Genomic DNA, 17,607 nt, shown 5'->3' on the forward strand with positions numbered 1-17,607 from the left:
GTCAGTGGCATTTTTCTGCCTTTCCCCTTGAAATTTGTCATAATGACAATACGTTACACGTGCAAAACAGAACTAAACTCGGTAACTCCACAATTCTCAACTCACGCTTCAATAAATGGGATTGGCATGTTCGCTTTGGATATTCAAGGGTTAACAAAAACCTATAAGGGTGGCGTTCAGGCGCTGCGCGGTATCGACTTGCAGGTTCAGCAAGGCGATTTCTTTGCATTGCTCGGGCCAAATGGCGCGGGCAAGTCAACCACAATTGGTATTATTTCCTCTTTGGTCAATAAATCTAGCGGTAGTGTGAAGGTCTTCGATTATTCGATTGATGATCAGTTAACGCTGGCTAAATCGTGTATTGGCTTAGTCCCACAAGAATTTAACTTCAACCAATTTGAAACGCTTACGCAGATTATGCTTAACCAAGCGGGTTACTATGGGGTTCCGCGCGGTGTTGCACGAGAGCGAGCAGAGACCTATCTGAAGCAATTGGATTTGTGGGAGAAACGCAACTCTCCGGCACGTGAATTATCAGGTGGTATGAAGCGCCGCCTGATGATTGCGCGAGCGTTGATGCACCAACCCAAGATGCTTATTCTCGATGAGCCGACAGCAGGAGTGGATATCGAAATCCGCCGCTCCATGTGGCGCTTTCTTGAAGAAATTAATCAGCAAGGCATAACGATTATTCTCACTACGCATTATCTGGAAGAGGCTGAAAGCTTATGCCGCAATATCGCTATTATCGATAAAGGGCAAATTGTTGAAAACACGAGTATGAAAGCGCTGCTATCGAAGCTTAATGTTGAAACCTTCGTGTTAGACATCGAACCCGTCCAGCAGCCGCCTGAGTTACCCAATTACACTACACGCTTAGTTGATGATCATACGCTTGAGGTGGACGTGCACAAGTCTGAAGGATTAAGTCCGGTGTTTTCACAACTGACCGAGCAAGGTGTACAGGTAATGAGTATGCGCAATAAAGCCAATCGTTTAGAAGAGCTATTTGTGCGTTTAGTCGAAGAAGGCCGCGCCAACGCGGCAGTGGGGGCGTAATGATTAATCACTTATATTTTGTCGCGCTACGCACCATCTGGATTAAAGAGTGCACCCGTTTTTTACGCATATGGGTGCAAACCTTAGTGCCTCCAGCGATTACCATGAGCCTGTATTTTGTAATTTTCGGCAGTTTAATTGGTAGCCGTATTGGCGAGATGGGCGGCTTTAGCTATATGGAATTTATTGTTCCGGGTTTGATCATGATGTCGATCATTACCAACAGCTATGCCAACGTATCCTCGTCCTTTTTTAGTGCAAAGTTTCAGCGTAATGTCGAAGAGTTACTCGTAGCCCCTGTGCCAACTTGGGTTGTCATTATGGGCTTTGTTGGCGGCGGGGTAGCGCGAGCACTACTGATCGGAATTATTGTCACGACAGTGGCTATGCTGTTTGTTGATATATCCATCCATAACCTTGGTGTTATTGTATTAACGTTGGTACTAACTGCGACCTTGTTTGCCACTGCCGGATTGATCAACGCAATTTATGCGAAAACCTTTGATGATATTTCGGTTATTCCAACCTTCGTGCTCACGCCTTTAACTTACTTGGGCGGTGTCTTTTACTCATTGTCATTATTGCCCGACTTTTGGCAGTGGGTAAGCAAAGCCAATCCGGTGGTTTATATGGTAAATGGTTTCCGTTATGGATTTTTGGGCGTTTCCGATGTCAATGTGGCTATTTCGGTTGGCTTGTTGGTCGGTTTCAACGTGCTGTTATTTATCGTGGCATACGTGTTGTTGCAACGCGGTGTGGGTATTCGCAGTTAAATCATGAGCTACAGCGTTCGGCCCATCAATACGACTCAAACCGAGGTTCACGATAAGCTTGAAGAGTACGTAAAACGCTATCAACAGGCGCCGCGGCGACGACCGGTGAGCGAGCATACGCAATTGGCATTTGATGCTGCCATAGAGTGGTTAGGGGATTGGCAAGGGCCAATTATTTTTGACTCGTGTTGCGGTGTAGGCGAGAGCACAGCGGTAATCGCTGCGCAGTATCCGGATGCAAAAGTCATTGGCATTGATAAGTCTGCTGCGCGCTTAGCTAAGCATACAAGCTACACCAATGCTTCGAGCAACTACCAAGTGATACGCGCTGATGTGAACGATTTTTGGTACCTCGCGCAGCAACATGGCATAAAATTAAGCCATCATTTCTTGTTGTATCCCAACCCCTACCCCAAGCCGGGTCAGATTCAAAAGCGTTGGCATGCGGGCCCAGCAATGCCAGATTTTATTGCTTTAGGCGGGACTATCGAGGTACGCAGTAATTGGCGTCTACTGTTAGAAGAGTTTAGGTTAGCGTTGATTATTTACGGTATTGAGAGTGAGCTCACCGCAGTCAGTGGCGAACCTATGACACCGTTTGAGCGCAAGTATTTACTCAGCGGTCAGGACTGCTGGCGGCTAGTTACGCAACATCGGATGTAAGGTGGGTGGTTCCCGCCCACTTTGGTGCATTGCTGTCTCTTCGCCCTGATTTGGCGCAAAAGCCCCTCGAGTCTTCGTGTTTGCATTATATAAAACAGCTAGATATATCTTGGTTTGCAATTTGCTTAAGGTTGCTAGGTTTGTTTTCCAACACAGGATCACGCTATGGAAATCACCGTCTTACTTATCTTAACCATTATCGCTGGTATGCTAGTGACGAGCAGCCGTAAACGACACATTGAGAGATTGCGTCAGGTTGATGGAATAGAGGTGATAAAGCGCATCAAAAACTTAATCTATTTGATTCAAGTTCACCGCGGGTTATCGAGCGCTTTGCTCAAAGGCGATAACTCAGCAAATGCGAAGCTAATCAATGCTAAAGCAGATATTTTTGCCGCCATTGAAACCATCAATGCTACTTTCGCCAACGATCTGGAACGCTGGGCAAGCATTGAAGATCATTGGGGGCGTCTCGCCCAGCAAACTAGTGATAAATCAGTGTCTTACAACTTTGACCAGCATACGTCACTGATCATGAATGTTGCCTGTTTTTTGGAAGACGTGGCAGAGTCTGCGTATTTAACTTCCGGATGTTTGAACGGCTTTGACAACGTGGGGTATGTTTGGCGTGAGTTATTGCACACCACCGAAAATGTCGGGCAGTGTCGGGCTATAGGCACTAGTGTTGTCGTTCAAAAAAGCTGCTCTAGCGCAGATAAGACTAAACTTAACGACTTGCTACAAGCCTTGTCCGAAATATCTGAAACGACGTTACAAAAACTCCCTTATTTGCCCGATGAGCAGCGTGAGCACGACAGACTGATCAAGAAAACCAATGCTAATATGAGTAAATTATTTACGGTAATCAAAACAGAACTGTTATCTGAAAGAACAATTACAATCGACAGCCACCACTATTTTGATTTGGCAACTGATACTATGACAGGGATTAATGAGATTTTTGAGCATCAGCTCAAGCAGGTCGGCCGAATTGTATAATTTACAATCGCCCTGCGTGTTGAGTGATGAATCCCAAATAAAACGATATAGGTACACGATGAAACGCTTGTCAGTATTTATTTTATGCTTGGTATTTTCGAGCCTGAGCGGCGCACATGAGCACACTAGTCCATTTGGACCGAGAGATTTCAAACACATTGAAAACAAATGGACAGCGGTCGTCGCGGCGTACGAACCAGAGATTGCCGCCATTGATGCAGCATTTGCCCAGATGGAAGATGCGCAAATCACCGAAACACTGTATTTCAAAGGCGTTAAATATCAGTTAGGTGAATATAAGGGGGAGCCCATTGTCGTGTTAAGTACTGGGATAAGTATCACCAATGCGGCCATGACAGTACAAATGGCTTTAGATTATTTCCCTATCGACACATTGGTAATGATGGGCATTGCTGGCGCCACTGATCCGCAATTTACGCCAGGTGATATTGCGGTTCCAGAGCGTTGGTATTTCCATGACGAGTCTGTCTATGTAAACCCCAAGCCCAATGCCAGAAACGAATACGAGCTTCCCAGTTTTTATATGGCTCAGCTCGAACAGTATACGCAGCGCAATGTGACCAATCCTCATGCACCACGTTACAATAATTTCGGATTTATTCATCCCAACGAAGTTGCTGTTGTAAGAGAAGGATGGGACTCGCGCCGGCGCATGCCGTATTTCTCTGCAACCCCTAGGTTGCTCACAATGACGAAACGCGCATTGGAGACGATCCCAACTATAACAATGCCATCGGGAAAGCCTATCCAAGTAGCAGTTGGTGGCAATGGCGTAACGGGGTCAGTATTTGTTGATAACGCAGACTATCGCAATTGGTTGCGTGAGGTGTTTAACGCTGACGTAGCTGAAATGGAGTCAGCTGCCGTTGCACAAGTCTGTTTCGTCAACGACATAGATTGGCTGATTATTCGTTCGGTCAGCGATTTGGCGGGTGGTCAAAAGGGTAAAAACGAAGGGAACGTATTTGATGCTATTGCTTCCGGAACCGGCACAAAGCTATTGCTGGGCTTACTTGATGAGATAGTGACAGAAAATGAATAATATTCTAATTAAAGCCTCTCTGAACCTTCGTAGACGGCTTTGCCGCTGACAATTTGCCAACCAATATCATTTGCGTCATCAGATAGGTAATTGACGTTATTGATTATTTCGCAAGACAGTTTGACCGCTTGGCCTCCGGTCAAAACCGAATCCTCAACAGTGATCAGCGCCCATTGATATCCACTGCAGTTTACGCACTCCCACGCGTCTATTAATGTAAAGCTATCCTTTTTAACTGGTGGATTGACAAGCGCATAGCCGCAATCCGTTATTGGATAATAGATATCAAGCTTCGTACCAACTGCAAGCATTGCTAAATACATATGATTTTGTATCTTGGTCTGCATATTGGTTGGGGCATTCTCAGTATAAGACGCACCACAATCGGGGCAGGTTAGCGCTAAGGCAAAAAAGTCAAACGATCCCATCAATAGTATCGCTTAGTGCGACATGGCTTCTTTGCCTGGTGGATAAAACAAGAACCCCTGGGCGTAGCGGATCGAGAGCTGCTTGAGCAACTCAATGGTCGATTGGTTTTCGACGTGTTCGGCGACGATTGCGACATCTTTGGCGTGTGCCACTTCACATACGTGATCGACAAACTGCTGTAATTGTGGGTCTTCTACGTAATGATTGATCAAGTTCCCGCTGAGCTTCACGCCAGTCAATGGCAAACTGAGTAAACGCTGGACATTAACCGGGGTAGCGCCAACATTATCAATAAAAATACCAATGCCCAACTCACTGCATTGTTGAACAAAGTGTGCTAACTCATTTTCGTAATGCAGCGCCGCGTGTGCAGTAAGCTCAATACTGATACGCTCCCTGTGCGGGTATTCGGCTAACACGTCACGCACGAATGGAATGAGCTTGGGATTGAGCAGATCTTGGGTGTCGATATTGATATTCCACGGGATATTGAGGTGGCGAAAGTATTGCGCGCTCTGCAACAGCATAGTTTCTGTTAATTGCTGACACCAATTGTTGCGCTCGACGATAAATAAGAAATCATTAGGTAAAAACGTCACTTCTTGCTCGTTAATTAAGCGAGCTAAGCATTCATAGCGCCAAACTGACTCCGCCTCTAAATCCATAATTGGTTGGAAAAAGGGCACAATTTTTTCAAGCGAAAAGCTCTCAGTGATCTCTTTTATTGGCATTCAGTACATACTTTTCTAACCTAGAGTTATTAATCTATACCAGAATTTTCACAAGCGCCACTGTGCTTTGGTGTGTAAATAGCGCGTATAACACTTGGTAATTGTGCATTTCTGGGGTAAAGTCCGCGATCACCGATCGCCCGAGTGATCGGCAAAGTTAGCGGTTGAGGAAGTCTGTGTGAGTAAAGCTGAAGTCAGTATGAGTCATTTGATCCGGGTGTTTACCAAACCCGAGCAACTGAATTCTAAGCTGGCACAAATCGAACAACATATTTCTGATAATTTAGCCGACTTTTTGTCGCAGCACGTTGTAGCAAAAAAAACGTCGTTAGAAGAAATTGAAAAAGACTTCGCCTCTGCTGCGATTCCAGAAATACCGGAATTCGTTTCGACTCATGCCGAAACGTTACTGGAAAAGCTCGTTGCTCATTCGGTAAACACTTACTCGCCGCGGTTTATCGGCCATATGACCTCAGCATTGCCGTATTTTCATTTACCACTGGCCAAGCTGATGGTGGGTCTCAACCAAAACTTGGTAAAGATTGAAACCTCAAAGGCATTCACGCCACTAGAGCGTCAGGTGTTGGGGATCATGCATAAGCTGGTGTATGGTCAAGACGAGACTTTTTATGAACAGTATTTGCACAGTGCTAAACATTCTTTAGGTGCTTTTTGTTCTGGTGGCACGGTTGCCAACATGACGGCATTATGGGTTGCTAGGAACAACTTGTTGGGGCCAAGACCTGGATTTTCAGGCGTAGCGCGGGCCGGCCTTGCAGCGGCGTATCGGCATTACGATATTGATGGTGTTGGCGTATTGTCTTCACGTCGTGGTCATTACTCCTTGGGCAAGGCGATGGATTTACTCGGCATGGGCCGTGACGAGATGGTCACTATTGATTGTCCATCACAAACACTGTCACCTGAAAAGGCGCTAATTGCTGGACGTGAATATGCTGCGCAGGGCAAGAAATTACTCGCAATCGTTGGCATTGCGGGCACCACAGAGACTGGGCACGTAGATCCCCTAGATGAACTAGCAGATGTTGCCAATGAGCTAGGTTGTTGGTTCCACGTTGATGCTGCTTGGGGCGGCGCAACGCTATTTTCCGAGCGCTATCGCCATAAACTGAAGGGCATTGAGCGCGCTGACTCGATTACTATGGATGCCCACAAGCAAATGTACGTGCCGATGGGCGCAGGCATGGCATTGTTTAAAGATCCGAAAGATAGCAATGCGGTACGTCATCATGCACAATATATTTTGCGTGAAGGCTCTAAAGATTTGGGTTCCACCACGCTTGAAGGCTCGCGCAATGGTATGGCAATGCTGGTATATGCGTCACTACACATTCTCGGTCGTCAAGGCTATGAACTACTCATAAATCAGAGTATTGAAAAGGCTCGCCGATACGCTGAAATGATCGAGGAAGACCCATTCTTCGAGCTCATTACGCAACCAACACTGAGTATTTTGACCTACCGTGTTGTTCCGCCGGGAGTTCATGATCTTTTGGCCAATGCAAGTCAACAAACGCAACAACGCATTTACGATTTGCTTAATCAACTAGTGGTTAGTGTGCAAAAACGTCAGCGCGAAGCGGGTAAGTCGTTCGTATCGCGAACACGCCTATCGACCCAAACATACAGCGATAAAACGATTACCGTATTCCGGGTGGTTCTCGCCAACCCTTTAACCTCAGATGAAGACTTGCGCGCCATATTGCAAGAGCAAGCGACCATTGCTCAGGAAACTCAGGCCTGGCAAGAACTTCAAGGACTTCTGCTACCGCATGTGAAAGTTAGTTAGTTGCGCACGTTTTTTCGCTATTGACTAACTTTTGTATGACCCGTAATGTAGTAGAAATTTACTCTGTGTGTATGGCTATGTCTGAGTCCGCGCCTGTTGTCTACAAACTATTTCCTGAAGAGAATGCGTTAGTCGCTTGGGTGCGGGGCTCAATTTCGTTTGAGCAGATCTATACGCTACTCAATACCATTATTATGGATGACGATTTCATTCCGGGCATGAACAGCTATTACGATCTGAGTCAATGTACTGATATTGATGGCGATTTAGCGGTGTTAAGTGCGTTTACTCACATGCTCAATGAACCGAATGAAAAGATAAAACCCGCACGGACCGCCTTTGTATTACCCGCGCACAACAACAAAGTAGTCAATATGGTTCAGGGTATGGTGTTGATGATATCCGCATCGATTATCGACCATTACTGTTTTAACCACGACGACCGCGAGGGGGCGTTTGAATTCGTGTCTTTTCGGCCATCGTTTCGCGCTCAAATTGATGATATGACCCATCAAGTGCAAAGCGCCTGTTTTGCCACATCAGCTGAGCAAGGCTTTCATAAACATAGCGACTAACCCAGACCGCTTCTCTCGCAACTAATCTAGATGTATTTGGATGTTGTCTATCAGGCGTGTTTTACCTAAAAACGCAGCGGCTAGAATAACTAAGTGCTGATCTTCGTGACCTGGGCTTAACAAATTATGTGCGGCACGGACTTCAATGTAATCGGGTTTAAAACCCGCCTCAGCTAATGTCCGCTTTGCTTCACTAATGAGATAGCTAAAGTCGCGACGGCCCTGCAAGATTTGCTCAGCCATATGACTGATTTGCTGATACAAGGTCGGTGCGATTTGACGCTGCTCTGGGGTTAGATAACCATTACGAGAACTCATCGCTAAGCCATCTGTTTCGCGTTCAGTCGGTACGCCATGTACTTCAAGGTTCATGGATAAATCAGTTACCATCGCGCGGATGACTTGGAGCTGTTGAAAGTCTTTTTCGCCAAAATAGGCCTTGTTAGGCTGAACCATATTAAATAGTTTACAGACAATGGTAGCTACTCCGCGGAAGTGTCCCGGACGACTGGCACCACAAATCATGTAAGACAATCCAGGTACCTCAACAAAGGTTTGTTGCTCAAGGCCTCGCGAGTATATGTCGGCTGCTTTGGGCATGAAGACCACATCTACCCCAAGTTCAGTGAGCGCTGCTACATCGGCTTCCATCGTCCGTGGATAAGCATCCAAGTCTTCGTCTGGGCCAAATTGCAATGGATTTACAAATATGGACACCACGACAATGTCAGCACTTGCTTTGGCGTGCTTGACCAATTTCAAATGGCCCGCATGCAAATTACCCATCGTTGGCACAAACGCAATTACGTCGCCATTGATTTGCCAACTGCGGCGTAACTCACGCAGTGATTGGATATTTTCAATAACTTGCATACTGAATCCTTAAGGACATTTGGGTTGGTGATTATTCAAAGCTGTGCCCAGCGTCGGGGAATTTTTTTTCATGGACTTCACAAATAAACTGTTCAACCGCTTTGTGAATATCACCCGTTTCGGCTAAATAGTTTTTCGAGAACTTTGGCATGTAGTTCGCGCTGACACCGAGCATGTCGTGCATGACTAATATTTGCCCGTCGCAGTGTACGCCAGCGCCAATACCAATGACGGGGATATCAACTGCTTCGGCAATGCGTTTGCCAACCGAAGTCGGCACGCACTCAATAACCAGCAACTGTGCGCCAGCTTGCTGCAGTGCTTTGGCACTGGCCACGAGCTGATCGGCTTTTTCTTGCTGGCGTCCTTGCACTTTAAAGCCGCCAAACACATGCACCGACTGAGGCGTTAAGCCTATATGGCCGCATACCGGTACGCCTCTTTCAACTAAGCCTCGAATCGTCTCAACTAACCATTCGCCGCCTTCCAGTTTGACCATACTTGCACCGGCAGCCATGAGTTTTGCCGCATTCGCGTAGGTTTGTTCAGGTGTTGCGTAAGACATAAATGGCATATCAGCAATGACCATAGTGTGGGCCACGCCGCGACTCACAGAGCGGGTGTGATAGGCGATATCGTCGACCGTAACGCCTAAGGTATCGTCACTGCCTTGCAGGACCATTCCCAATGAATCACCAATCAGAATTAGATCAACGCCAGCCGTATCAAACAGTTTGGCGAAACTGGCATCATATGCCGTTAACGCCGTTATTTTCTGGCCTTCATGCTTCAATTTTTGCAGTGTCGCAATCGTCTTTTTTTTCATGCGTTATGCTCTCCCGAGGTAATCTCCGTTCGTAAACGTCTCAAGCCCTTTAACGAGCAATTCGCAACCCATGCTGCGATTGGACGGCCATCTGGCATTACCATCTCCGGCGCCAATTCAAACAGCGGTACCAAAACAAACTCGCGTTCGGCTATACCATAATGAGGTATGGTTAAACGACGAGTTTGGATGATCTGTTGGTCGAATAATAGTATATCCAAATCCAGTGTGCGCGGACCCCAGCGCTCTTCTTTGCGCTCGCGACCAAAATGGAGTTCAATCGCTTGTAAGTGATCAAGTAGTGCGTCAGCGGAACAAGCACAGCGAATATGCACTACGGCGTTAATATAATCAGACTGGTCTTGTGGACCCATTGGCGCGCTTTGATAGAGCGATGATGACGCTTGAAGTTCAAGCTCAGGATGGACAGCAATCGTTTCAATAGCATGCGCGACTTGCTCAGCCGGTGCGCCAAATTCCGGATGACTAATGTTACTACCAAGACCGATAAAGACTTGCTCATGCATCGCCATTGTTAACCTTATTAGAGCGTCGTGGTCCGCGTTTGCGCCGCGGTTTGCGAGAGCCTACGTTAGCCATCTTTTTGCGACCTTCATTGCTCGCTTCTTGATAATCCGTCCACCACTGCGCCACTTCATGTGCCTCACCGCCTTCGATTTCAGCGCGTAGCAACATAAAATCATACGCGGCTCTGAAGCGCGGATGACTAAATAACGTTTGTGCTCGGCGGCCGAAACGACGAGGTAAACGCCACTGCAATTGCCAAATTTCGCGCATTGCGATACTGAACCGTTTGGGGATCATCAGGCGCTTGGTTTGCTCAATGAGCGCATCACTCATCGCAATATTGAACGCGTCATGTGGCTGCAGGCCAGACTCTGTCAACAGGCGCTGATAGCGTTCTTCTAACGGATACCACAGAAACGCTGCCAGCAGAAAGGCCGGTGTAACGCGCATATCGTTGTTGATGCGATTGTCGGTATTGATCAGTACCTGCTCAATCAATTGCATCTCGCGCCCTTGAGGATTGTTAAGCACCCCATCTAAACAGGGAAACAACAATGGGAATAGCCTGTAGTGATTGAGTAGTTCAAAGGTTTTCACAGCTTTACCCGCAAGGAAGAGCTTTAAATACTCTTCGAACAGGCGTGCGGCAGGAATATTCGATAATAGACCGGCCAACTGGGGAATAGGGGCACCTGTGCGTGGGGTGATGTGCATATCCAACTTGGCGGCGAAGCGTACGGCACGCAACATTCTCACGGGATCCTCGCGATAGCGTGTTTCCGGATCGCCAATAAGTTCAATTTCTCGCCGCTGAATCGCTTGCACGCCGTGGGCGAAATCAATGACGGTGTAGTCGGCAACGCTGTAGTACATGGCATTTATTGTAAAGTCACGGCGCTGGGCATCTTCATCTATCGTGCCAAACACGTTATCGCGTGTCAGTTGGCCATGCTCTGTTTGTTTACCTAAGTCGGCAGCGTTTTCGTTACTGTCGTGATGGCCGCGGAAAGTGGCCACTTCAATAATCTCGCGTCCAAATACAATATGGGCGAGGCGGAAGCGCCGCCCAATCAAGCGACAATTGCGAAACTGCTCTTGCACCTGCTCCGGTGTAGCATCGGTAACCACATCGAAGTCCTTTGGATGTTGACCGAGCATTATGTCGCGCACACATCCGCCGACTAGATAGGCTTCATATCCCGCGCTGTTGAGACGATACAATACTTTTAGCGCATTCGGGCTTATCTCTTTGCGCGTTATCGGGTGCTCAGCCCGTGGGATAACAACGCGCTTGATCTGTCCGTTACTGCCCAAATCGGCAGCAGTGTCTGACGACGACAGCACTTGACGCATTTTTTTAATGACTTTATTGATGATAAGCCTTGGCTCCCCGCCCTAGTTGGCGATCAAAATTAGCCGCATATGATAAGCTGCTTAGGCGGATTCGACAATAACTTCGCGCACGCCGCTGAGCGTTGATACATCGGCGTTTTCTTCTGCCCATTCGATAATTGCACTGACACTGGATAAATCTTGCTGCTGCGGCAGTACGAAGCCAAGGCCTGCTAAGGCCTTGTGCAGGTTGCTAACGGCAACTTTGTCGTCAACCGCTGGGGCGTGATTTTGTTTACTCAATTTCATGCCCGGTGCAGTCGCTAACACGGGTAAATGCGCATACGTCGGTGTTGGTGCATGTAACGCGTGATACAAGGCTAAGTGGCAGCTTGTGGTGGCTAAAAGGTCGGCACCTCGGACGATAGTATTTACCCCTTGGTAAATATCGTCAGCGACAACGACGAGGTGATATGCAAACAGTCCATCACGTCGCTTTAAAACAAAGTCTTCAGTGCAAAAAGGGTCATCAATTTGTACGTTACCGAGTAACAAGTCCTCAAAAATCTGGACCGGCACTTGATGGCGAAACCGGATTGCATACGGAGAGTCGACCTTATTGCGCTTACGGCAATGGCCATCATAGGCCATCCCGCGCGCTTTGATTTGCGCTCGCGTGCAATCGCAGCGATAAGTGTATTGCGCCAGTGATGACAAAACGTCGCTATAGCGTTGTAAGCTTTCCGATTGATACAGCACGTCGCCATCCCACCGCAAACCGTGCGCCAATAACGTTTGTAAGATCAGCTGATCAGCGCCAGCTACGCAACGCGGCGTATCAATATCTTCCATGCGCAACAACCATTTACCCTTGGACTGTTTCGCGTGAAGATAGCTTGCCAACGCAGTTGCAAGTGAACCTAAATGCAGCGGTCCAGTGGGTGATGGTGCAAAGCGACCGATGTAGCCTGAGGGTGAATGCATATTTGTTGCGGTCATAAAAAAAGCCGTACAACGGATTGTACAGCTTTTTGATAGTTGGGAGAGCGATTAGCCCTGCAATTGTTTCTCTTTGATTTCTGCCATCGTCTTGCAGTCAATACACATATCGGCTGTAGGACGTGCCTCTAAGCGGCGAATACCTACTTCAATGCCACAGGAATCACAGAATCCGAAATCGTCATCTTCGATGCGCTTGAGAGTCTTTTCAATTTTCTTAATCAACTTGCGCTCGCGATCTCGCGTACGAAGCTCTAAACTGAATTCTTCTTCTTGCGCTGCGCGGTCGACAGGGTCTGGGAAGTTGGCGGCTTCGTCCTTCATGTGAGTTACTGTGCGATCGACTTCTTCGCGAAGTTGGTTGCGCCATGCAGTCAAAATCAGTCGGAAATGCTCTAACTGATTTTCATTCATATACTCTTCGTCTTTGCCTTCCTGATATGGCTCAAGACCCGCAAGCGCTAGTAAGCCAATAGGCTTAACATCTTTATTTGTTGGCATAGGACACTTCTCCCAGAATCAACCTATATAATCTTCGTCTCAAAAAGACAAAAAGCAAATCGTCGAAACTGTAACCTATTTTGATTACGTTGAGCCAGTTATTGAACCAAAAACCAGCCTCGACGGCTTGTGCTGTGTTCACTGTATGACCGGAATTCGGTAATAATAGAACAAAAAAAGTAAGCGGCAAATATGGCGATGTTGTGTTAAAAATCAACCTATTTTTCAGAAAACAATATCTAGCTTCTGATTTATAAGGGTTTTTTCTTCTTCAATTGCACATTTATACGCCAACACTTCGACGCCCTGTTGACGCGCTTGACACAGAGCTTCAGCGTACTTTGCATCTACATGGGCTGCAACTTTTACTTGTTCCACCGCTGTGTGTTGCACACAAAATAACAATATCGCCCGATAGCCTTGCTGTGCGTAGTTAGCCAATTCAGCGCAGTGCTTGGCACCTCTTGTGGTCACGGCATCGGGAAAGAAACCCGTGCTGCCTTCGCATAAGGTCAGCGATTTTACTTCTAATAAACAGTCTGGGATACCTTCAGATTGTAACAAAAAGTCAAATCTCGAATCAGCGCCTTGCGGTTTAAATTCGGGCCGAATATGGTCATATTCAGAAACTTCAGCTATGTGTTTGCTGTGCAATGCATGAGCAACGATTTTGTTGGCGTTGTTAGTATTGACTCCGATTTTGGCACCGTCGTCATTGATGGCGATTTCCCAGGTATACTGTAATTTGCGTTTGGGGTTATTGGCTGGGCTCAGCCACACTTTAAAACCAGGCTCGGCGCAGCCGGTCATTGCGCCAGTATTGGCGCAGTGAGCCGTAACGACTTCACCAGAATCCAATTTCACATCGGCAAAAAAGCGTTTGTATCGTTTTATTAACGTGCCGCTGATAAGCGGGAGTGCAAAATCCATGGATTCCCTAGCGAGGTTTGTTAGAGTAGCGTCGAAGAATAGCAAAAAGGTTTATCAATGTCGGTTTTTAATTTACGTCTCACAAGCGAGCCTGCAACTGGAGCATGGCATCGTGATTCACTTATTTCCTATGACCAGCAAGGCGCCTTAATTCACTTACTCGACGGCGGTTTGGAGCTGCGTACAATCCAAAAAGCAGCGCGCCAATTGGAGGCCAATGCCCTCAACGAAGTTGCCTTGACAGGCGAATGGGATATTGAGCAGCAGTGGGCATTTGCGATCAGTTTCGTATCGCATAAAAACCCCACCACACTGCATTTTTGTGACAATGCAGACAAACAACTTTTGAGCCAGCGGCTCGATGCATTGGTATTTACGCGCAATTTGGTGAATGAAACGCCAGAAGTGATGAGTCCTGAGTATTTGGCCAAGACTGCGGCTGATTGGCTGGTGTCGTTAGCGCCGACAGCAGTCAGTGTTGAATTGATCTTGGGTGAAGAGCTAGAACAACAAGGATGGACTGGGATCTACAATGTTGGACGCGGCAGTGAGCGTCCACCGGCCATGTTGGTTGTTGATTACAACCCTAGTGGTGATGCGAATGCGCCTGTTGCCGCAGCTTTAGTGGGTAAGGGCATTACTTTTGACAGCGGTGGCTACAGCATCAAATCCAGCGAAGGCATGCTGGACATGAAATGCGATATGGGCGGCGCTGCAACAGTCACGGGTGGTCTGGGCTTAGCAATCATGCAAGGCTTACAGCAACGCGTTAAATTGTTCTTATGCTGTGCGGAGAATCTTATTAGCGGTCATGCGTACAAGCTCGGTGATATTTTGACCTACAAGAATGGTGTCACCGTTGAAATCGTTAACACTGATGCTGAAGGCCGATTAGTGCTCGCTGATGGTTTGTTGGCCGCGGCAGAAACCAACGCGCCGTTAGTCATTGATGCTGCAACTTTAACCGGTGCGGCGATTGCAGCAGTTGGAACGGACTACAATGCGTTATTCAGTTTGGACGATGAGTTACGTGATTCCATGCTGAATTGGGCGCGCCAAGAAAATGAGCGTACCTGGCCATTACCCTTGGAGTCGTGGCACAAAGACAAGTGTCCGTCAAACTTTGCTGATACCGCGAATAGCCGCCCCGTTAAAGGTGGTGGTGCTGGTGGGGCATCGAATGCTGCTGGTTTCTTGTCGCGCTTCGTCGCCAACGACGGACGCGGTTGGGCTCACTTAGACCTGGCATCAGCCTATAACAGTGGTGGCAATAACTTAATGCCAGCAGGTGCAACTGGCCAAGGTGTTAGAACTATTGCGCGAGCACTGCTAGCGCAATAAGAGGAATGGACTAGGTGGTATTTAGTTAAATGCCACCTAAACGCTCTGCTAGTGTTTTATAGCGTTCAACATCACCGCGGTCGAATAGTGGTTTACCGCTACCGTCTTTTTCTTTGGCAATTAATAAACTCTCTCTTTCCAGACGTTCGACTCGAATTTCCTGCACACCTAAAAATTCGGCGACTTCACTAACAGACATTAAACTCATTTGATATTCCTTGGCTAAATTATCGTTCTTCTAATAATGTAAACCGTCTGATGAATTTTCGCTATAATGCGCCGCAAATTAATCGCTCTTTCAATCAAAAATGGAGAATAAATGGATACCTTATCAGCGGCCGTGATGTTGTTTTTGATCATGGATCCGCTTGGCAACTTGCCTATCTTTACCTCGGTCCTGAAGGTTATTGAGCCAAAACGGCGCAGAATCATTCTGATCCGGGAGTTGGTGGTTGCCCTGGTGATTTTGTTTATCTTCTTGTTTAGTGGGCAGGCGATTTTAGACTTTTTAAACGTCGGCCAAGAAACCGTGCGAATTGCCGGTGGGGTTATTTTATTTCTGATTGGATTGAAAATGATTTTCCCACAACCGGGCGGCGTCACGGGTTTAGCTGTAGGTGAAGAACCTTTCATTGTGCCGTTAGCTGTGCCAATGATTGCCGGGCCAAGTACCCTAGCCGCGTTGATACTATTGAGCAATCAAGACCCAACACGGATGGTCGATTGGTCAATTGCACTGGGGGCGGCGTGGTTTGTGTCCGCCGTTATACTCATGTTCTCTGGACTATTTCAAAAGCTACTGGGTGAACGAGGGTTGTCGGCGATGGAACGATTAATGGGTATGATCCTTATCATGATTGCAATTCAAATGTTGCTCGATGGGGTGAGTGCATATATTTCACATGCGGCGGAGCTGGCGCGATGAATACATCAAATAAACTCAATATTTTTGCGCAGGTTCGCGAACTTCCAGTAACTGCGGCTATCGGTTTTTGCGCGACGATGCTGGAACGACAAGTACCCAACTTTACGTTGTTCTGCCAAGTCTGTGAATTTGAAACTGAAGGGCAAATGGAAAAGGCCTTACATCAGCTGTGGTTGGCTTACGATGCGGTTAAGGCGAAACGCAAAGTGACGACCAACATGGGCCTTTTGCGGGACAAGGTTGAGGCGATAGCTCCTGATGCACATGAGTACGATACTTTTGGTGTGTACCCCGCCATTGATTGTGCAATGGCAATGGTTGCGGCGATCAGTTTAGTCACCGGTGATGAGCCACAAGGAGCCGTTATGCTCAGTAAGCTCTCACAGGGCAGCGTCGAAGCGGTTATTTTGGCCACTGAGGGAGAGCTCGACAATCGGGCCATAAAAGCGCATCCCTTGATGCAACGTGAAGTCGAGTTTCAACAAGAGTTACTCAGTTTACTGACGAGTGGAAATAAGCACCTGCCCAGCACTGAGCGCCTCCAAGAATTTGCGCTGCAAGATGGCGCTACGAATATCGGTATAGAATTGGGCGCTTAATCAGCGCTCAAACACCACAGTCCATAAGCAACTTGGCCGGTAGATTTTTGTTTTAACTGCTGCAATTGAAACTGAGTACCAATATCTGCCAGTTCGCTCTCAGTCTCTATGTACAACAGCCCGTCATGCTTGAGTACTTTGTGCTGCTGAATCAGAGCCAAAGCCTGCTCCGCTAGACCTTGATGAAACGGCGGATCGATAAAAATTAGGTCGTATTGTTCACCAAGCGTAGGCAGCACCTGTAATGCGTCTTGCTGGATAACAGTGGCCTGCTGCGCCGAGAGATTTAACGTGGCTAAGTTGGTTTGTAACTGACGCGCGTTGGCAGCATCTTTTTCAACCAAGGTCACAGTTCTGGCATACCGCGATAACGCTTCAAAACCCAAGCTGCCAGAGCCGGCAAACAAATCCAGGCATACGGCATCAGTGGTATCGTGCATCAACCAATTAAATAGCGTTTCTTTAGTGCGGTCGGTGGTCGGTCGCAAACCCTGGGCATATCTCACCGGTAACTTTCGACCGCGCCATTGTCCACCGATGATGCGGATCGAACCACTACTACTGCGGTTAGTTTGTGCCTTGTTGCGTTTTGAGTCTCGCTTGTTGTTGCGGGTCAATGCTAAGATACTCGCCAATGATTTTTCAAAACCC

At 47.3% G+C, this 17,607-nt stretch carries 21 protein-coding genes; 10 read left to right on the forward strand and 11 right to left on the reverse strand.

What is annotated here, in order from left to right:
* Positions 1–126: 126 nt before the first annotated feature.
* The 5 genes from QTP81_RS11790 (at position 127) to QTP81_RS11810 (ending at position 4,557) form a co-directional block, all read left to right on the forward strand.
* Positions 127–1,059, forward strand: a complete 933-nt coding sequence (locus QTP81_RS11790; RefSeq protein ID WP_289365717.1) for an ABC transporter ATP-binding protein — start codon at positions 127–129, stop codon at positions 1,057–1,059.
* Complete coding sequence (locus QTP81_RS11795) at positions 1,059–1,832, forward strand: ABC transporter permease (RefSeq protein WP_289365718.1); 774 nt, start codon at positions 1,059–1,061, stop codon at positions 1,830–1,832. Before QTP81_RS11790 ends, QTP81_RS11795 begins: the two co-directional genes overlap by 1 nt.
* Positions 1,833–2,495, forward strand: a complete 663-nt coding sequence (gene trmB, locus QTP81_RS11800; protein ID WP_434532985.1) for a tRNA (guanine(46)-N(7))-methyltransferase TrmB — start codon at positions 1,833–1,835, stop codon at positions 2,493–2,495. It begins immediately after the preceding gene.
* Positions 2,496–2,660: 165 nt separating this feature from the next.
* The gene (locus QTP81_RS11805) at positions 2,661–3,494 is read left to right on the forward strand and encodes a nitrate- and nitrite sensing domain-containing protein (RefSeq protein WP_289365720.1); all 834 of its coding nucleotides are present in this window, start codon (positions 2,661–2,663) and stop codon (positions 3,492–3,494) included.
* A gap of 58 nt (positions 3,495–3,552) precedes the next feature.
* Positions 3,553–4,557, forward strand: coding sequence for a 5'-methylthioadenosine/S-adenosylhomocysteine nucleosidase family protein (locus tag QTP81_RS11810; RefSeq protein ID WP_289365721.1), 1,005 nt, complete (start codon positions 3,553–3,555; stop codon positions 4,555–4,557).
* An 8-nt stretch (positions 4,558–4,565) separates the two neighbouring features.
* Here the strand turns inward: QTP81_RS11810 and QTP81_RS11815 are convergent, their stop codons facing one another.
* Both QTP81_RS11815 and QTP81_RS11820 read right to left on the reverse strand, forming a co-directional pair.
* Positions 4,566–4,985: a hypothetical protein gene (locus tag QTP81_RS11815; protein ID WP_289365722.1), complete on the reverse strand. Its 420-nt coding sequence runs from the start codon at positions 4,983–4,985 to the stop codon at positions 4,566–4,568.
* 12 nt (positions 4,986–4,997) lie between these two features.
* Complete coding sequence (locus tag QTP81_RS11820) at positions 4,998–5,717, reverse strand: EAL domain-containing protein (protein WP_289365723.1); 720 nt, start codon at positions 5,715–5,717, stop codon at positions 4,998–5,000.
* A 178-nt stretch (positions 5,718–5,895) separates the two neighbouring features.
* Here QTP81_RS11820 and panP point away from each other — a divergent pair, with 178 nt between their 5' ends.
* Both panP and QTP81_RS11830 read left to right on the forward strand, forming a co-directional pair.
* Positions 5,896–7,527, forward strand: a complete 1,632-nt coding sequence (panP, locus tag QTP81_RS11825; RefSeq protein ID WP_289365724.1) for a pyridoxal-dependent aspartate 1-decarboxylase PanP — start codon at positions 5,896–5,898, stop codon at positions 7,525–7,527.
* A 35-nt stretch (positions 7,528–7,562) separates the two neighbouring features.
* Complete coding sequence (locus tag QTP81_RS11830; protein WP_289365725.1) at positions 7,563–8,102, forward strand: hypothetical protein; 540 nt, start codon at positions 7,563–7,565, stop codon at positions 8,100–8,102.
* Positions 8,103–8,123: 21 nt separating this feature from the next.
* On the opposite strand, the gene panC is transcribed toward QTP81_RS11830, so the two are convergent.
* From panC to sfsA, 7 genes are all read right to left on the reverse strand, one after another.
* Complete coding sequence (gene panC / locus QTP81_RS11835; protein WP_289365726.1) at positions 8,124–8,975, reverse strand: pantoate--beta-alanine ligase; 852 nt, start codon at positions 8,973–8,975, stop codon at positions 8,124–8,126.
* Positions 8,976–9,006: 31 nt separating this feature from the next.
* Positions 9,007–9,801 (reverse strand): 3-methyl-2-oxobutanoate hydroxymethyltransferase, encoded by a 795-nt coding sequence (gene panB, locus QTP81_RS11840; RefSeq protein WP_289365727.1) that lies wholly within the window; start codon positions 9,799–9,801, stop codon positions 9,007–9,009.
* On the reverse strand, positions 9,798–10,328 hold the full coding sequence (gene folK, locus QTP81_RS11845; protein ID WP_289365914.1) for a 2-amino-4-hydroxy-6-hydroxymethyldihydropteridine diphosphokinase: 531 nt from the start codon (positions 10,326–10,328) through the stop codon (positions 9,798–9,800). Before folK ends, panB begins: the two co-directional genes overlap by 4 nt.
* The gene (pcnB, locus tag QTP81_RS11850) at positions 10,321–11,610 is read right to left on the reverse strand and encodes a polynucleotide adenylyltransferase PcnB (protein ID WP_289365916.1); all 1,290 of its coding nucleotides are present in this window, start codon (positions 11,608–11,610) and stop codon (positions 10,321–10,323) included. The genes folK and pcnB overlap by 8 nt, the downstream gene beginning before the upstream one ends.
* A 153-nt stretch (positions 11,611–11,763) precedes the next feature.
* A complete protein-coding gene (gluQRS, locus tag QTP81_RS11855) occupies positions 11,764–12,660 on the reverse strand; it encodes a tRNA glutamyl-Q(34) synthetase GluQRS (RefSeq protein ID WP_289365728.1) in 897 nt (298 codons plus the stop codon).
* Between the two features lie 51 nt (positions 12,661–12,711).
* The gene (dksA, locus tag QTP81_RS11860) at positions 12,712–13,161 is read right to left on the reverse strand and encodes an RNA polymerase-binding protein DksA (protein WP_289365729.1); all 450 of its coding nucleotides are present in this window, start codon (positions 13,159–13,161) and stop codon (positions 12,712–12,714) included.
* A gap of 225 nt (positions 13,162–13,386) precedes the next feature.
* Entirely contained in the window at positions 13,387–14,091 is a 705-nt protein-coding gene (gene sfsA / locus QTP81_RS11865) for a DNA/RNA nuclease SfsA (RefSeq protein ID WP_289365730.1), read from the reverse strand.
* Positions 14,092–14,148: 57 nt separating this feature from the next.
* On the opposite strand from sfsA, the gene pepB reads away from it, so the two are divergent.
* Positions 14,149–15,432 carry an aminopeptidase PepB gene (pepB, locus tag QTP81_RS11870; protein WP_289365731.1) on the forward strand — a complete coding sequence of 428 codons (1,284 nt, stop codon included), beginning with the start codon at positions 14,149–14,151 and terminating at the stop codon, positions 15,430–15,432.
* Between the two features lie 25 nt (positions 15,433–15,457).
* Here the strand turns inward: pepB and QTP81_RS11875 are convergent, their stop codons facing one another.
* Positions 15,458–15,640, reverse strand: a complete 183-nt coding sequence (locus tag QTP81_RS11875) for a helix-turn-helix domain-containing protein (protein ID WP_289365732.1) — start codon at positions 15,638–15,640, stop codon at positions 15,458–15,460.
* 111 nt (positions 15,641–15,751) lie between these two features.
* Between QTP81_RS11875 and QTP81_RS11880 the strand changes: the two genes are divergently transcribed.
* Entirely contained in the window at positions 15,752–16,357 is a 606-nt protein-coding gene (locus QTP81_RS11880; protein WP_289365733.1) for a YhgN family NAAT transporter, read from the forward strand.
* Positions 16,354–16,956 carry a DUF416 family protein gene (locus QTP81_RS11885; RefSeq protein WP_289365734.1) on the forward strand — a complete coding sequence of 201 codons (603 nt, stop codon included), beginning with the start codon at positions 16,354–16,356 and terminating at the stop codon, positions 16,954–16,956. The genes QTP81_RS11880 and QTP81_RS11885 overlap by 4 nt, the downstream gene beginning before the upstream one ends.
* Here the strand turns inward: QTP81_RS11885 and rsmD are convergent.
* Entirely contained in the window at positions 16,953–17,591 is a 639-nt protein-coding gene (rsmD, locus tag QTP81_RS11890; RefSeq protein WP_289365735.1) for a 16S rRNA (guanine(966)-N(2))-methyltransferase RsmD, read from the reverse strand. The two genes, QTP81_RS11885 and rsmD, sit on opposite strands and share 4 nt — an antisense overlap.
* Positions 17,592–17,607 lie beyond the last annotated feature (16 nt).

It is taken from the genome of Neoalteromonas arenosi, assembly GCF_030362855.1.
Classification (GTDB): Bacteria; Pseudomonadota; Gammaproteobacteria; order Enterobacterales; family Alteromonadaceae; genus Alteromonas_E; species Alteromonas_E arenosi.

What these genes read in the sequence shown, in the direction of transcription:
- QTP81_RS11815 (WP_289365722.1), bottom strand. Translation starts at nt 4,985, where the DNA reads ATGGGATCGTTTGACTTTTTTGCCTTAGCGCTAACCTGCCCCGATTGT.
- panC (WP_289365726.1), bottom strand. Translation starts at nt 8,975, where the DNA reads ATGCAAGTTATTGAAAATATCCAATCACTGCGTGAGTTACGCCGCAGT.
- QTP81_RS11805 (WP_289365720.1), top strand. Translation starts at nt 2,661, where the DNA reads ATGGAAATCACCGTCTTACTTATCTTAACCATTATCGCTGGTATGCTA.
- QTP81_RS11880 (WP_289365733.1), top strand. Translation starts at nt 15,752, where the DNA reads ATGGATACCTTATCAGCGGCCGTGATGTTGTTTTTGATCATGGATCCG.
- QTP81_RS11790 (WP_289365717.1), top strand. Translation starts at nt 127, where the DNA reads ATGTTCGCTTTGGATATTCAAGGGTTAACAAAAACCTATAAGGGTGGC.
- QTP81_RS11810 (WP_289365721.1), top strand. Translation starts at nt 3,553, where the DNA reads ATGAAACGCTTGTCAGTATTTATTTTATGCTTGGTATTTTCGAGCCTG.
- QTP81_RS11875 (WP_289365732.1), bottom strand. Translation starts at nt 15,640, where the DNA reads ATGAGTTTAATGTCTGTTAGTGAAGTCGCCGAATTTTTAGGTGTGCAG.
- gluQRS (WP_289365728.1), bottom strand. Translation starts at nt 12,660, where the DNA reads ATGACCGCAACAAATATGCATTCACCCTCAGGCTACATCGGTCGCTTT.
- QTP81_RS11795 (WP_289365718.1), top strand. Translation starts at nt 1,059, where the DNA reads ATGATTAATCACTTATATTTTGTCGCGCTACGCACCATCTGGATTAAA.
- sfsA (WP_289365730.1), bottom strand. Translation starts at nt 14,091, where the DNA reads ATGGATTTTGCACTCCCGCTTATCAGCGGCACGTTAATAAAACGATAC.
- QTP81_RS11830 (WP_289365725.1), top strand. Translation starts at nt 7,563, where the DNA reads ATGACCCGTAATGTAGTAGAAATTTACTCTGTGTGTATGGCTATGTCT.
- QTP81_RS11885 (WP_289365734.1), top strand. Translation starts at nt 16,354, where the DNA reads ATGAATACATCAAATAAACTCAATATTTTTGCGCAGGTTCGCGAACTT.
- folK (WP_289365914.1), bottom strand. Translation starts at nt 10,328, where the DNA reads ATGCATGAGCAAGTCTTTATCGGTCTTGGTAGTAACATTAGTCATCCG.
- panB (WP_289365727.1), bottom strand. Translation starts at nt 9,801, where the DNA reads ATGAAAAAAAAGACGATTGCGACACTGCAAAAATTGAAGCATGAAGGC.
- QTP81_RS11820 (WP_289365723.1), bottom strand. Translation starts at nt 5,717, where the DNA reads ATGCCAATAAAAGAGATCACTGAGAGCTTTTCGCTTGAAAAAATTGTG.
- dksA (WP_289365729.1), bottom strand. Translation starts at nt 13,161, where the DNA reads ATGCCAACAAATAAAGATGTTAAGCCTATTGGCTTACTAGCGCTTGCG.
- pepB (WP_289365731.1), top strand. Translation starts at nt 14,149, where the DNA reads ATGTCGGTTTTTAATTTACGTCTCACAAGCGAGCCTGCAACTGGAGCA.